Genomic DNA, 14,995 nt, shown 5'->3' with positions numbered 1-14,995 from the left:
CTGAGGAGACCTATGGACAGGCAAGACGCCGCCGCAATGGCGGAAATGATGGCGACGTTGAACGCATCCAATACGTCTTTGCAAGAGACCATTACGGTGCTGACGACCCTGGTGGCATCCATGCAGCAGCGCGAACAACGGCTGCGCGATGTGGTTGCCGAGCAACTCCAAGTGCTTCAACGCGCGGCTAGCAGCGCCGATGCCAAGGTCAACCGGGTGCTTGAGAATGCTTTGCCGAGACTGACGCAGCTGACCGATCAGGCGTTGACGCAGACACTGGAACCGGCCGCCAAGCGGTTCAACAAAGAGATGGCCCATGCGGACGAGACATTGCAGCAAGCCACTCGACGTTATGCGCAGGCCCAGCAATCCTTAGAAACACGGATCACACGGCGCATGTGGATCGCATCGGCCACGATGCTCTTGGCAGGCATTTTGGGGCTGGGTGCGGTGGCTTACTCGTTTGGGAACATCAACGAAAAGAAGGCCGAACTCGCGCAGCTTCGGGCCTCAATCGATTACCTGGATCGCGTGTCGCGTGCCGACTTGGCTCCCTGTGGCGAAGGCCGGCTCTGTGGCACCTTCGAGAAGAACGGGCCGCGTTACGGGAACCAGAGGCAATACAGAGCGATCAATCTGCGTGCAAAATCAGATTCGCAATGATGCGACGTCGTTATTACAGCGACGGGCTTGCGCGCGACCTGGTCGGCCGATACGCCTCATCGCGTGCGATCGCACGCCTAAGCGGCTCATCGAACCCATCGACCACATCCGCCAAATGCCAATGCCAACCGAGTCGACTCAATGCGTTGCATTGCAGTCAAATGCAACGCATCTGCCACTCCCTGCACGCAGTGGTGCCCACCAAGCATGCGCGCAACGCGCACACCCTCTCGATGGGTCACAGATTCCAATCGATCCGCATGCCCGCAATCAACGCATTCTTCAGATCGTTGGTACGCGTGGGTTCGTTGAACTGATCCGGGTTGATCACGTAATGCAGGTTCGGGGCGATGCGCAGGCGCTTGGTGACCTGGATGCCGTAGCTGAGCTCCATCATGATCTGGTTGTCGGCCGGGGTGCCGGTGCCGCCGGCGGAGGCGCGGGCCAGGCGCAGGTTTTCGATGGCTTCGTCGCTGTACTTCTGCTGGGTGATCACAAACGCAATGTTGTCCTGCGGGCGGCTGGCGAAGGTGCCTTTCTGCACCAGGCCCAGTTGCACGAAGTGGTCTTCGATGGCCTGGCCGCCGGTGCTCTTGAGCATGGCGGCGAATACTGTCAGGCCACGCGTGCCGGACGGGTCGGGGTTGGTGACCTGTTGCTCGAAGCGGCCGAACACGCCCGAGCGGCCCTGCTTGTTCTCATAGCCCAGGCCGCTGAGCACGGCCGGGTTGCCGTTGCGGTCGCGTAGCGGGTCGGTGTAGTCGGAGTTGTCCTGCCAGCCGCCCAGTTCGTACATGGCGGCCAGGCTGCCGTCGCCGCCCTTGTTCTTGTAGCCCACCGCATAGGGCACCACCACGCCGGTGGTGTCGTCGGTGCTCCATTTCAGGCCGTGCTGGCCGTCCTGCGCCTGCACCGGGTTCACTTCATAGGCGCCCACATGCACATAGACCTTGGGCGTGACCCAGGCGGTGGCATGCGCGGCCCAGCTGGAGACCGGCCAGTAGGTGAAGTTGCTGGTACGGAAGACGAAGGTGGGGTTGCCGCAGGCCGAGTTGCCCTGGAAGTACTGGCACAGGTCCGAGCCGAGGAAGTGGATATTGGCCACGCTGCGGCCGGCTTCCAGTTCCAGGCGGTCGTTGAAGAGTTTCTGCAGCAGGGTGAAGTTGGCCAGGCGCGTGCCCTGGCCGCCGTAGATTTCCTGCACCGAGGTGCTGTTCCCGATGCTGCTGTTGGCCAGGTTGGTGCCGTGGCGGTTGGTGACATACAACTTCACCGTGGCGCCGTTCCAGCCGAACAGGCGGTCCATGTCGACATCGGTGCCGACCATCAACTGGCCGGCATAGGCGTCGCCGCTTTTGCGGCCGCCATCGATCATCGAGGCGGCTTCGCCGGTATAGCCCAGCTTGAGCTTGAAGGCGTCGGCGGCGTCCTGCGCGTGGGCGAGCGGGGCAAGTGCCAGGGTCAGCGACAGGCACAACAGGCGGGGGCGGGCACGGCGGGGGGCAAAAGTGGTCATGGCAGGACTCCGGACAAAAGGGCGTGGCCGTGGTGGCGAACGCGACAACACGTGGATGGGCAAGCCGCTGGCGGCGCACCCGGGTGCGCGCAGCGGTGAAGCAGGTCAGGGGCGCCGGAACACTCGGGCGCGTCAGGTGCGGCGGCAGGTCCGTGCCGCTGTGGGTGCCTCAGGCGATGACGTCGGTCACCGGCTTCTTGAGCAGGCGCAGCGCGATGGCCGTGACCACCACGCCGACCACCAGAGCCAGCACGTAATTGAGCAGGTGGGTGACGGCGTTGGGGATCAGCAGCACGAAGATGCCGCCGTGCGGCGCCTTCAATTCGGCACCGGCGGTCATCGAGATGGCGCCGGCTACCGCCGAGCCGATCACCAGCGCCGGGATGGTGCGCAACGGGTCGCGCGCGGCGTACGGGATGGCGCCCTCGGTCACGAAGGCCAGCCCGAGCACGCCGGCGGCAGTGGCCGAGCCACGTTCTTCGGCAGTGAAGCGGTTGCGGAATACCCATGTGGCCAGCGCGATGCCTAGCGGTGGGGTCATGCCGGCGACCATGGCAGCGGCCATCGGGGTGTAGACCTGGCTGGCGATCAGGCCGGTGGAGAACGCGTAGGCCGCCTTGTTGACCGGCCCGCCCATGTCGAAGGCCATCATGCCGCCGAGCAGCAGGCCCAGCAGCAACGCGCTGCTGCCCTGCATGCCGCGCAGCCAGGCGGTGAGCCAGGCCAGCAGGTCGGCCACCGGCTGGCCGAACACGTACATCATCGCCAGCCCGACCAGCAGGGTGCCTAGCACCGGCAGGATCAGCACCGGCTTGAGGCCTTCCAGGTTGCGCGGCAGGCGGATGTAGCGGTTGAGCGCGGCCACGCCGTAGCCGGCGATGAAGCCGGCAATGATCCCGCCGAGGAAACCGGCATTGAGATTGGCCGCGACCAGGCCGCCGATCATGCCGGGCGCGATGCCGGGGCGGTCTGCAATGGAATAAGCGATATAGCCGGCCAGCGCGGGCACCATCAGGGTGAAGCCGGCCTTGGCGCCGATCTGGAACAGCGACCAGGCCAGCGTGCCCTGGTGCGCATCGTCGCCGGCATAGATGCCGCCAAGCGCAAATGCCAATGCGATCAATAGGCCGCCGGCAGTGACGAACGGCAGCATGAACGAGACGCCGGTCATCAGATGCTTGTAGGCACCGGTGCGGCCATTGCCCTTGTTCGCGGTGGCGTTGGTGGCGGTGCCGGGGGCAGGCGTTGCGCCGCCATGCACGCTGGCCTCCGCCAGCGCCTTGTTGATCAGCGCCGGGCCATCGTTGATCGCCGGCTTGGTGCCGCTCTTGAACACGCGCTTGCCGCCGAAGCGAGCCAGGTCGACCTCGCGGTCGGCCGCGATGATGACCACGTCTGCCGCACGGATTTCATCATCGGTGAGTGCATCCTGCGCACCCACCGAGCCCTGGGTTTCTACCCGCATCTGGTAGCCGAGTTTCTTGGCGGCTTGCTGCAGGCCCTCGGCGGCCATGAAGGTGTGGGCGATGCCGGTGGGGCAGGAGGTGATGGCGACGATGCGCTTGCTGGCATTGGAAGACACGTCGCCCGCAGCGGACGCGGGGCCAGCGCTGGAGGTGACGGCGAGCTGGCCGATTGCCGCGGCAGGGTCGTCCAATACCGCGCCCAGGCTCAGGCGCACCAGTTGCGCATCGCCAAAGCGGGCGGTGTCGGCATCGGCATCGCCGACCACCAGGACCTGCGCGGCTGCGCTGGCGAGTTCGCCTGGCAAGGCGCCGAGCACGCCCTGGTCGCTACGGATTTCGATCGTCACGCGACGGCCGGCGGCCGTGGCCGCGCGGCGCAGCGCTTCGGCCGCCAGGACGGCTTCGGTACTGCGTTCGCCAGCGGCGATGACCACGATGGAAGAGGACATGGCAAAACTCCTGCTGTGTTGCGGTCGCCGGTGTTGTCGGCGGGGGGAATTTCAAGCGTTAGGCGTGGCGGTGAGGCGGGCGATCTGCCGTTGTCTGCGACCGCCAGCCCGACGAACGCCTGGGTGCATGCATCGGCAGTGGCCAATGGCGGCTCATGACAGTGCTTCGATCAAGACGTCGGTTGCGGCGCGGCGCACGCCCTCGTGGGTAATCCGACGCGCGTCGCCGCTTTCCAGCCGGCACATCGAAAACGCCGTGGCCAGCCGCGCGCATTGCTCCAGCGTGGTTGCCTCGTCCAGCAGCGCAGCGGCCAATCCGGCCACCATCGCATCGCCTGCACCCACGCTGCTACCGTGCGCCAGGCGTGGTGGGCGGGCGATCAACCGCTGGTCGCGCTGCACGAACAAGGCGCCTTCGGTGCCCATCGAAATGACCACCAGCTGGATGCCACGTGCGATCAGTTCGTGTGCGGCGGCGCTGAGTGCGCCGCGATCCTTCAAGGGGCGGCCGGTCCAGGCTGCGAGTTCGTCGCGATTGGGCTTGACCGCATACGGCAGCGCCTCGCGCGCGGCATCCAGCGCTTTCACCAGCGGCATGCCGCTGGTGTCCAGCAGCACGCGCGCACCGGTAGCGCTGGCCTGGGCCTGCAACTGCGCCCAGCTGTCGTCCGGCAGCCCGGACGGCAGGCTGCCCGACAGCACCACCGGCAGGCCGGGGCGCAGCAGCGGGGCCAGATGATCGGCCACGCCTTGCAGATGCGCAGGCCCCAAGCGCAGGCCGGGCAGGTTGATGTCGGTGGTGTCGTTGCTGCGCGCGTCGACCAGCTTGAGATTGGTGCGGGTTTCGCCGGCCACGCGCTGGCAGTGATCGGTGATGCCGCGCTCGCGGAACAGTGCTTCGAACACGCCGGCGTTGCCGACCCCGAGCACGCCCAGCGCGGCCACCTGGCTGCCCCAGTCGGCCAGGCACGCGGCCACATTGATGCCCTTGCCGCCGGCATCGTTGCGCACGCTGCTGGCGCGGTGCACGGCGCCCGGCTGCAGGTGTTCGAGCTGGATGGTCTGGTCGATCGCCGGGTTCAGCGTGACGGTGATGGCCTGCAGGCTCATGCCTTGTCCTCGCGCTTGGCTTCCAATGCGCGTACCTGTTCGGCGGTTTCGCAGGCCAGTGCCTGTTCGGCGAGCTGTTGCAGCTGGCTCAGCGCGGCGCCACGCAGGCGTGCCTTGACCGCCGGGATATCGTTGGGCGTCATCGACAATTCCTGCACGCCCAGACCGGCCAGCAGGCTGGCGCCGAACGCGTCGCCGGCCAGGCCGCCGCACACACCGACCCAGCGCTCGTGCTTGCGTGCACCGTCAATGGTGCTGCGGATCATGCGCAGCACCGCCGGGTGCAGGCTGTCGGCTTCGGCGGCCAGTTCCGGGTTCTGGCGGTCGATCGCCAGCACGTATTGGGTGAGGTCATTGGTGCCGATCGAGAAGAAGTCTGCGTGGCGCGCCAGCACGTCGGCCTGCGCGGCGGCGGCCGGCACTTCGATCATGATGCCGATCGGCACCTCCGGTGCATCGAGGTCGACGCGGATGCGTGCGCAGATGGCGCGCAGCGCGACCAGTTCCGGCACCGAGGTGATCATCGGGAACATGATCGACAGCCGCGCCCCGTCCTTGGCGGCGCGATACAGCGCACGCAGTTGCGGCTCCAGTAGGTCGGGGCGGCGCAGCAGCAGGCGCGCGCCGCGCACGCCCAGGAACGGGTTTTCTTCGTGCGGCAATTCCAGATGCGCCACCTGCTTGTCGCCGCCGATATCCAGCGCACGCACGATCAGCGGGCGGCCATCCAGCGCCTGCGCCATGGCCAGGTAGGTGGCGTGTTGTTCGTCTTCGCTGGGGGTGCGGCCGCTTTCCAGGAACAGGAATTCGGTGCGCATCAGGCCAACGCCCTCGGCGCCCTGGGTCAGCGCCATCGCCACCTGGTCGGGCAGATTGACGTTGGCGCCGATGTCGATGTGGTGGCCGTCGCTGGTTTCGGCCGGCAACGCGCGCTGCGCGGCTTCGCGCTCGCGGATGGCCTGCTGCTCGGCGATATGCGTGCGGGCCGCGTCCAGATCCTGCGCGGACGGGTCGATGTACAGGCGTCCGCTGCTGCCGTCGATGATGGCGGTGACGCCATCTTCGATGTCCAGCAACTGGCCGCCGGCTGCGACCAGCGCCGGCAGGCCCAGGGTGCGCGACAGGATCGCGGTATGCGAGGTCGGGCCGCCTTGCGCAGTGGCCAGGCCGAGCACGCGCGCGGTGTCCAGGTTGGCGGTGTCAGAAGGCGACAGGTCGCTGGCGAGCAGGATGCACGGCTGTTCGGGCAGGTCGGTGAGACCGGCGCCGGCGGCGGCCGGGTCGAGCTGGGCCAGTACGCGGCGGCCGACGTCGCGCAGATCGGCCGCGCGGCCGGCCAGCACCGGGTTGCCGAGGGCGGCCAGGCCGGAGGCCATCTGTTCCACCGCCTGGTGCCACGACCACGCCACGCCGTGGCCTTCGACCATCAGCTGGCAGGTGCGGGTGATCAGGTCAGTGTCGTTGAGCAGTTCGGCCTGGGCCTTGAAGATGGCCGCGTCCGAGGCACCGAGCCGGCGCTGGGTGTCGTCCTGGATCGCCGCCAGCTGCTGGCGGGTGCGGGTCAGCGCGTCGTGCAGTTGCGCGCCACCATCGCCCAGGCCCACCGGTTGATCGGCCACTTCGGTCTGCGCAGCGCGCAGGCGGTGCACGATGCCGATCGCCACGCCCGGGCTGGCGCCGATGCCGACAATGGCCGGCTGCGCCTGTGGCGGCGTCCAGCCGGCCACTGGGGCGGCGCGACGTTGCGCGGCGCGCTCGGCATCGGCCTTTTCCTGCGCGGTGAGGCTGTCCATGACGGCGCGCAGGCGCTTGAGCAGTTCCGCGGCGTCGCTGCCTTCGGCCGAGACGGTGATGCGGTCGCCGGCACGCAGGCCCAGCTGCAGCAGGCCGACCAGGCTCTTGGCATCGGCGGCCTGGTCGCCGGCGCGCACCTGCGCACGTGCGGAAAATCCGCGTGCGGTCTCGGCCCAGCGGGTGGCCGGGCGCGCGTGCAGGCCGCTGGGGTAGGCGATGGTCCACTCGAATGTTTCGGCCAGGTCGGTGGCCGGCGCGGCAGTGGTCTCGGGCGCGCGGTCGCCGGTGAGTGCGGCCACGATCACGCCGGGGTCGTCGGTACTGAACAGCGCTTCGAGCTGGGCCGGGTCCTGGATCAGCCGGGTCAGCCGGCGCAGCAGGGTGATGTGGGTATCGGACTGCGCGGCGATGCCGACCACCAGCCGGGTGACCTGGCCGGGGTTCCATTCCACGCCGTCGGGCAGTTGCAGCACTGCGATGCCGTCGCGGCGTACCAGGTGGCGGTCTTCGCCGACGCCGTGCGGGATCGCCAGGCCGTGGCCGAGGAAGGTGTTCGCCAGTCCTTCGCGGCGCCGCATGCTGGCATCGTAGCCCGGCGCCACGCAGCCGGCCGCGACCAGCAACTGGGCGGCCTGGGCGATGGCGTCGTCCTTGTCGCGGGCGGAGGCGCGCAGGCGCACAAGGTCGGGGGTGACGGGGGCTGGCGACGGAGAGGACAAGACGGGCTCCGGATGAGGTCGGGCTGGGAAGTATAGTGGGAACGTTCCCACGATCCAGGTCAATGTGCGGTGCAAAAAAACACTGTAGTGCTTTCGGGTTAGCATCAGGGCCGACACCGTGCCTGGGTCAAGGTGCGCAAAATGGAGCGGGAACGGTCCCAGTGAGTATCAGCATCAATGACGTGGCCCGCGTGGCCGGTGTGTCCAAGTCCACGGTGTCGCGCGCGCTGGGCAATGGCCCGGTCAGCGACGACGTACGCGCCAAGGTGGAAGCGGCGGTGCGCCAGACCGGCTATCGGCCCAACCTGATGGCGCGGCGATTGCGATCCCAGCAATCCGGCATCCTGGGGGTGATCGTGGCCGACATCCGCAACCCGTACTTCACGGCGCTGATCCGCGCGGTGGAAGAGGTCGCGTACCGTGCCGGTATGCGCGTGACCCTGTGCAATACCGATGAAGACCCCGAACGCGAGGCGCTGTACCTGGAGCTGATGCAGGAAGAGCGCATCACCGGATTGATCTTCGCCCCGACCCGGGTCACGGTGGGGCGCATGCACGAGTTGGCGCTGGACTACCCCACCGTGCTGGTAGACCGTGCCGGCCCCGGCAGCCGCTACGACAGCGTGGTGCTGGACAACGGCGCGGCCATGGCCGAGCTGGTGGCGCATCTGCAGGCGCAGGGCTACCGGCGCATCGGGGGGCTGTTCGGCAGCACCAGCACCACCGCGGCCGAGCGTCGCGACGGTTACCTGGCCGCGATGCGCGCGCAGGGGCTGCAGCCGGATTACCGCGAAGTGGCACCCACCGCCGAGGCGGCGATTGCCGAGTTGGGTACATGGCTGGCCAGCGACGACCGGCCCGAGGCCATCGTCACCAGTAACAGTCTGCTGCTCATGGGCGCGCTGAAGGCCGCACGCACCGCCGGCCTGCGCCTGCCGCAGGACCTGGCCCTGGCCGGGTTCGACAACGAGCGCTGGACCGATCTGGTCGAGCCGGGCATCACCGTGGTCGAGCAGCCGGTGGAAGACATGGGCCGGGCGGCGATGTCCTTGCTGCTGGAACGGCTAAGCAATCCGCAATTGCCAATCCGCCGCATGGTCATGACCGGGCGCTGTGTGGTGCGTGGTTCGACTGGTGCGCGCGTGCCGGGCATCTAACGTGTCCGGGGTGTCGCCAGCGCGGCCCCAAAGCTGGTTGGTCGCGGCGCGGTGTCCTCACCGCTCGCGGGACACGCCGTAAACCCGTCCATGGGGGCTCGATGGCGGCATCCATGCCGCCAACGGTCCCGCAAGCGGCGAGGGCACCGCGCAAGAGAGTTTGCTGGCTGTGCTAGTGAGAGCTGTGCGTACCGACCATCGTGACTGGTCATTGCTCACTTAGCCTGATTTGTCGCGCGCGCGGCGTCCTCACCGCTCGCGGGACACGCCGTGAACCCTTCCCTGGGGGCTCGACGGCGGCATCCATGCCGCCAACGGTCCGCAAGCGGCGAGGGCACCGTGCTAGACAGGGTGCTGGTTCCTTGTTGAAGAGCGAGCACACCGCGTCGCGCAATTTGCTGATTGCTTTGTTGGAAACTCTACTCACCGACCATCGTTACTGGTCCTTGCCCGCCCACCGTCGCGGGACCTTACGCGGCATGGATGCCGTGTAAGAGCTTACAAGGACGTACTTGCAGCGTGTCCCGCGATGGTGGGCGGGCAAGGGCCCTGCAGCCATTTCGTAGATCAGCCGCTCTCGGGCGATCACCGCAGTCGACTCGAGACAACCGAGATTCGAACCGAATCCTCAGCGCTTGCGTGACACCGCATCAGGGAATCACTCGTAGCCATGCACAAAAAAACCCCGGCAGTGCCGGGGCTTTTGGTGTTGCAGCGACTGCCTGACTCAGCGATCCGGGCGGTGGGTGCCACCGTCGTTCTGCACGGCCAGATATTCCCTGGACTGCTCGTCCAGCTTGTCGCCCAGCATGCGCCGCACCACCACGAAGAACAGCGGGATGAAGATCACGCCGAGCACGGTGGCGAACACCATGCCGCCGATCACGCCGGTACCGATGGAGTGGCGCGAGTTGGCGCCGGCACCGGTGGAGATGGCCAGCGGCAGCACGCCCAGGATGAACGCGAACGAGGTCATCAGGATCGGGCGGAAGCGCAGGTGCGCCGCTTCCAGGGTGGCCTCGCGCAGGGTCTTGCCCGCCGCACGCTGCTCCACGGCGAATTCCACGATCAGGATCGCGTTCTTCGCCGCCAGGCCAATCACCGTGATCATGCCGATCTTGAAGTACAGATCGTTCGGCAATCCGCGCAACATCGAGAAGGTGATCGCGCCCAACACGCCGATCGGCACCACCAGCAGCACCGCCACCGGAATCGACCAGCTTTCATAAAGCGCGGCCAGGCACAGGAACACCACCACCACCGACAACGCCAGCAACAGCGTGGCCGCATTGCCGGCGATGATTTCCTGGTACGACATGCCGCTCCAGTCGAAACCGAAGCCCGGCGGCAGATCGTTGTTGACGATATCTTCCATCGCGCTCATCGCCTGGCCGGAACTGCCGCCCGGTGCCGGGTTGCCGACGATATTCACGGCGGAATAGCCGTTGTAGCGGTTCAGGGCCGGCGAGGCGTAGTTCCACTCGGCCTTGACCACGTTGCTCAGCGGAATCATCGCCGGCTGACCATCGGCACCGGTGGCGGTGGCACTGGGCGTGAAGAAGTCGCGCAGCGACTCCGGGCCGGCGCGGAACTGATCGTCGGCACGCATGTTGACGCGCTTGATGCGGCCCTCGGCGAAGTAGTCGTTGACGTACACCGGCGCCAGCATCAGCTGGATCGAGCTATAGATATCGCTGACATCCAGGCCCATCGACTGCGCCTGCACGCGGTCCACGTGCAACTGCAGCTGCGGCGAGTTTTCCAGGCCATTCGGACGCACGCCAACCAGGGCGTCCTGCTTCTCCGCGGCCTTGCCGAGCACGATGTTGCGCGCATTGATCAGCGCCTCCTGGCCGGCACCGGAGCGGTCCTGCAGCCACATGTCGAAGCCGCCGAACTGGCCCAGGCCCTGCACGGTGGGCAGGTTGACCACGAAAATCTGCGCGCCCTTGATGCCGTAGAAGGCGCCATTGAGCTGCTGGATCAACTGCTCGGCAGTGACGTCGCGTTCTTCCCACGGCTTGAGCCGGATGAAGCCCATACCGACGTTTTCGCCCGAGCCCAGGAAGCTGAAGCCGGCGATCTGCAGCATGCCTTCCACGGCCGGCTGCTTCTCCAGCACCGCACGCATCTGCGCGAACGCCTCGTTGGTGCGGATCTTGGTCGCGCCCGGCGGCAGCTGCACGATGGCCACCGCAAAGCCCTGGTCTTCTTCCGGCAGGAAGCTGCCCGGCATGCGCGTGAACAGGAAGCCGCACAGCACCACCAGCGCCACGAACGCAATCATCCACGGCGGCGAGCGCTTGAGGGTATGGCCGACCACGCCGACATAGCGATGCGCCAGCTTGTCGTAGTACTTGTCGAAGGTGCGGTAGACCCAGTTCTTCTTGGTCGAGTGGGTCGACTTGAGGAACGCCGCGCACAGTGCCGGGGTGAAGCTCAACGCCAGGAACGCAGAGAACCCCATCGACATGGCGATGGTCAACGCGAACTGCTTGTAGATCGCGCCCGAGGCGCCAGGCTGCAGCGAGGAGGGGATGAACACGGCCGCCAGCACCACGGTGATGGCCACCACCGCGCCGGTGATCTGGGTCATCGCCTTCTGGGTGGCCGCCTTCGGCTCCAGGTGCTCCTCGCTCATGATGCGTTCGACGTTCTCGATCACCACGATCGCATCGTCCACCACGATGCCGATCGCCAGCACCATCGCAAACAGCGTCAGCTGGTTGATGGTGAAGCCGATCATGTACATGCCGAAGAACGTGCCCAGCAGCGCGACCGGAATCACCAGCGTGGGAATCACGGTGGCGCGGAAGTTCTGCAGGAACAGCAGCATCACCAGGAACACCAGCACGATGGCTTCCACCAGCGTGTGGATCACTTCCTCGATGGAGATGCGCACGAAGGTGGTCGATTCGTACGGCGCAAACCAAGTCACGCCCTGCGGGAAGGTGGGCTGCAGTTCGTCGAGCTTGGCGCCGACCGCCTCGGACACGTTCAACGCATTGGCGCCCGGCAACAGCTGGATACCGAAGGCACCGGTGGGCTTGCCGTTGTACTGGGTATCGAAGCCGTAGTTGCTCGGCCCCACGGTCACGCGCGCGACATCCTTCAAGCGCACGGTGGCGCCGTTGTTGTCGGTCCGCAGGATGATGTTTTCGAACTGCTCGGGCGAGCTGAAGCGGCCTTCCGCCGACACCGTGGCGGTGAAGCTGATGCCTTCCGGGGTCGGGTCGGCGCCCACCGAACCGGCAGCGAACTGCACGTTCTGGTTACGCACCGCAGTCAGCACCTGGGTCGCCGACAGGTTGTAGCCCTGCAGTTTCTCCGGGTTCAACCAGATGTTCATTGCGTATTCGGCGCCGAACTGGTTGGTGCTGCCCACGCCGGGCACGCGCGAGATCTGCTCGAGCACGCGCGAGCCGACGATGTCGTTGAGCGCGTCGCGGTTGATCGACGGGTTGTCAGAGCGCAGCGCAGCCACCATCAGGAAGCCAGCGTTGGCCTTGGCCACCACCACACCTTGCTGGGTCACTTCCGACGGCAGGCGCGGCGTGGCCAGCGACACCTTGTTCTGCACCTGCACCTGCGCGATATCCGCATCAGTGCCGGTTTCGAAAGTCAGCGTGATGGTCACGCGGCCGTTGGCGGCCGAGGACGAGTTGAAGTACAGCAGGTGGTCGATGCCGGTGAGCTGCTGTTCGATGACCTGGGTCACCGCCTTTTCTGCGGTGTCGGCGCTGGCGCCGGGGAAGTTGGCGGTAACGGTGACCTGCGGGGGGGCGATCGTCGGGTACGACTCGATACCCAGATTCAGGATCGAGATCACGCCCGCAAGCGAGATCAGGATCGCCACCACCCACGCAAAGACCGGGTGTTCGATAAAAAACTTAGGCATGTCCGGGTTCCGTCACTGCTGCTTGGACTGGGAGTCGGCCGGTTGCGCGGCCGCATCCTGCTTGGGCTGTTGCTGGGCGGCCGGCGCCGCTGCATCGGCCTTGTCGGCGGACGGTGCGGCTTGCGCGTCGCCGCCCTGTGCCGCGGCAGGCGCCGCGCCCGGTGCGCCGGGCTGGCCGCCTTGTGCCGGCTTGTTCGGATCCCACGGCACGCCCTTGGCCGGCTGCCCTTCCTTGGCCTTCTGCACGCCATCGACGATGACCTGGTCGCCCGGGGTCATGCCGCCGGTGACGATCCACTGGCCTTTCTGCTGGCCGTCGACGGTCAGGTTCTTGCGGACCACCTTGCCGTCCTTGCCCAGCACCAGGGCGTAGGGTCCGGTGGCATCGCGCTGCACTGCCTGCTGCGGCAGCAGGTAGGCATTGTTGCGCTGGCCCAGGCTGGCCTTGAAGGTCACGAAGGCGCCCGGCAGCAGCGATTGTTCGGGGTTGGGCAGGGTGGCGCGCAACGACACCGCACCGGTGCTCGGGTCCACCGTTACCGCAGACACGTCCAACGTGCCGGGGTGCTGGTATTGCGTGCCGTTGCCCAACTCCACGTTGATGGACGACTTGCCGTCGCCGCTGAGCTGCACGTTGCCGCTGCTCTGCGCCTGACGCAGGGCAGCCAGCTCTTCGCTGCTCATGGCGAAGTTCACGTACAGCGGGTCGATCTGGTCGACGGTGGTCAGCAGGGTGGCTTCACCGGCACCGACCAGCGCGCCTTCGGTCACGCGCTGGATACCGGCGCGGCCGGTGATCGGCGAGGTCACAGTGGCGAAACCGAGCTGGATGCGCGCCGCTTCGACCGCCCCGCGCGCCTGTTGCACGTTGGCGCCGGATGAGCGCTCGTTGGCTTCGGCGGTGTCGATGTCGGCGCGCGAGACGTACTGCTGCGGCGCCAGGCTGCGTGCACGCGTAGCGGCGATCTTGGCGTTGGTATAGGTCGCTTCGGCGGCGGCCAGCTGGCCCTGCGCCTGCAGCAACGTGGCCTTCAGCTGCGACGGATCGATCTGGAACAGCGGCTGGCCTTCGGTGACGTTGGCGCCTTCGGTGTACAGGCGCTTGAGCACCACGCCGTCCACGCGCGCGCGCACGTCCGCCGAACGGTACGCCGACAGGCGGCCGACCAGGTCGCGTTCCAGCGGCAGCGTCTGCGGCTTCATCTCCAGCACCGACACTTCCGGCGGCGGCGGCGCCTGCTGTTGTTCGGGCTTGCTGCAGGCAGCCAGCGCCACGGTGATGGCACAGGCCAGGCCGAATGTGCGGAGCGGGGCAATCATCAGGAGGAACTCCGTTAGGGTCTTGAAGTGAGAAGAGAAGGTGGCGACGTCGGCGCGGCAGAAGCCGGAGCAAACGCACGCAGGAAGGTGTCCACGGCGAACTGCGCCCATCGCTGCCTGGCGGGAAGGCCGGCGCGATGGGGGACTTGAAACCGTTGGCGGTCGAAATCCAGCCCGACGATCATGCTCAGCAGCAGTTCGGCCATGAAGTGCGGATCGTCATGCCGCAGTTGGCCGGCGTCGATCGCCTGTTCGAAGCGATGCGCCAGGCGCTGCTGCATGCCGACCACGCCGTCGTGGAAGATCTGCTGCGACTGGTCGGGAACCGATGCGACTCGGCTTCGACCAGACGGCAGGTCTGTAGCACATCGGGGTTGTTCAAACGGTCAAGATGGGCCAGCGCGAAGGCCAGCAGATCCGCGTGGAGATCGCCCGAGACCGTGCCCAACGGCCCGGCCGCCAGGTGCACGTGGTCCTGCAGTACATCGCGCAGCAGGTTTTCCTTGCAGCCGTAATAGCTGTAAAGGGTCTGCTTGGAACAGCCAGCCCGCTCGGCCACCGCATCCATGCTCAGCCGCATGCCACGCTCTGCCAGCAGCGCATGCACGGCCGCATGGATGCGGCGGTCGCAGTCCGAACGCCGGGCAGCACGGTGGGAACGAGGGGTCATGGCGGTAGACTATACCGTCCAGTTTAGTTTTCAAACAGCCTTGACGGTCGCGGCGTTGTCTGCGCAACGCCTTGTGTGCCAAGCATTCGACAGGACTTTGCCGGTTGTGGCGGTCCGGCCCCGCCTCCCGGCACTGCGTCCTCGTCCTACATTGATGTAGCGCTTTTGCATGCCGCCAGGAGTCATCGCAGCCGGCACATTTGCGCTATGCAGCAAGGCGTCGTCACCGCGCC

The 14,995-nt window shown here is 66.8% G+C and carries 8 protein-coding genes and 1 pseudogene; 2 read left to right on the top strand and 7 right to left on the bottom strand.

The genetic code is table 11. From position 1 onward, the window contains the following. Window positions 1–12 precede the first annotated feature (12 nt). Window positions 13–663: a hypothetical protein gene (locus FLG15_RS12710; protein ID WP_057679783.1), complete on the top strand. Its 651-nt coding sequence runs from the start codon at window positions 13–15 to the stop codon at window positions 661–663. Between the two features lie 238 nt (window positions 664–901). Here the strand turns inward: FLG15_RS12710 and FLG15_RS12705 are convergent, their stop codons facing one another. The 4 genes from FLG15_RS12705 to ptsP all read right to left on the bottom strand — a co-directional run bounded on the left by FLG15_RS12705 (window position 902) and on the right by ptsP (window position 7,717). After that, window positions 902–2,179, bottom strand: a complete 1,278-nt coding sequence (locus tag FLG15_RS12705) for a carbohydrate porin (protein ID WP_057687126.1) — start codon at window positions 2,177–2,179, stop codon at window positions 902–904. A gap of 169 nt (window positions 2,180–2,348) precedes the next feature. Further along, window positions 2,349–4,094: a PTS fructose transporter subunit IIC gene (locus FLG15_RS12700; protein WP_057680124.1), complete on the bottom strand. Its 1,746-nt coding sequence runs from the start codon at window positions 4,092–4,094 to the stop codon at window positions 2,349–2,351. Window positions 4,095–4,247: 153 nt separating this feature from the next. Continuing rightward, complete coding sequence (gene pfkB / locus FLG15_RS12695; protein WP_057680125.1) at window positions 4,248–5,204, bottom strand: 1-phosphofructokinase; 957 nt, start codon at window positions 5,202–5,204, stop codon at window positions 4,248–4,250. Further along, the gene (gene ptsP, locus FLG15_RS12690; RefSeq protein ID WP_057680126.1) at window positions 5,201–7,717 is read right to left on the bottom strand and encodes a phosphoenolpyruvate--protein phosphotransferase; all 2,517 of its coding nucleotides are present in this window, start codon (window positions 7,715–7,717) and stop codon (window positions 5,201–5,203) included. Before ptsP ends, pfkB begins: the two co-directional genes overlap by 4 nt. Before the next feature lie 161 nt (window positions 7,718–7,878). Between ptsP and FLG15_RS12685 the strand changes: the two genes are divergently transcribed. Next, window positions 7,879–8,874, top strand: a complete 996-nt coding sequence (locus FLG15_RS12685) for a LacI family DNA-binding transcriptional regulator (protein ID WP_057680127.1) — start codon at window positions 7,879–7,881, stop codon at window positions 8,872–8,874. A gap of 727 nt (window positions 8,875–9,601) precedes the next feature. Here FLG15_RS12685 and FLG15_RS12680 read toward each other — a convergent pair. The 3 genes and pseudogenes from FLG15_RS12680 to FLG15_RS12670 form a co-directional block, all read right to left on the bottom strand. Continuing rightward, the gene (locus FLG15_RS12680; protein WP_057679482.1) at window positions 9,602–12,772 is read right to left on the bottom strand and encodes a multidrug efflux RND transporter permease subunit; all 3,171 of its coding nucleotides are present in this window, start codon (window positions 12,770–12,772) and stop codon (window positions 9,602–9,604) included. Between the two features lie 12 nt (window positions 12,773–12,784). Then, on the bottom strand, window positions 12,785–14,092 hold the full coding sequence (locus FLG15_RS12675; protein ID WP_057679481.1) for an efflux RND transporter periplasmic adaptor subunit: 1,308 nt from the start codon (window positions 14,090–14,092) through the stop codon (window positions 12,785–12,787). A 14-nt stretch (window positions 14,093–14,106) separates the two neighbouring features. Further along, a pseudogene (locus FLG15_RS12670) lies at window positions 14,107–14,762 on the bottom strand (TetR/AcrR family transcriptional regulator). Window positions 14,763–14,995: the final 233 nt, after the last annotated feature.

The sequence above is a fragment of the Xanthomonas phaseoli pv. dieffenbachiae genome (genome assembly GCF_008639345.1).
Taxonomy (GTDB): Bacteria; Pseudomonadota; Gammaproteobacteria; order Xanthomonadales; family Xanthomonadaceae; genus Xanthomonas; species Xanthomonas phaseoli.
The sequence above is the reverse complement of the archived record's forward strand: the minus strand, read 5'-3'. Positions and strand labels throughout refer to the sequence as shown.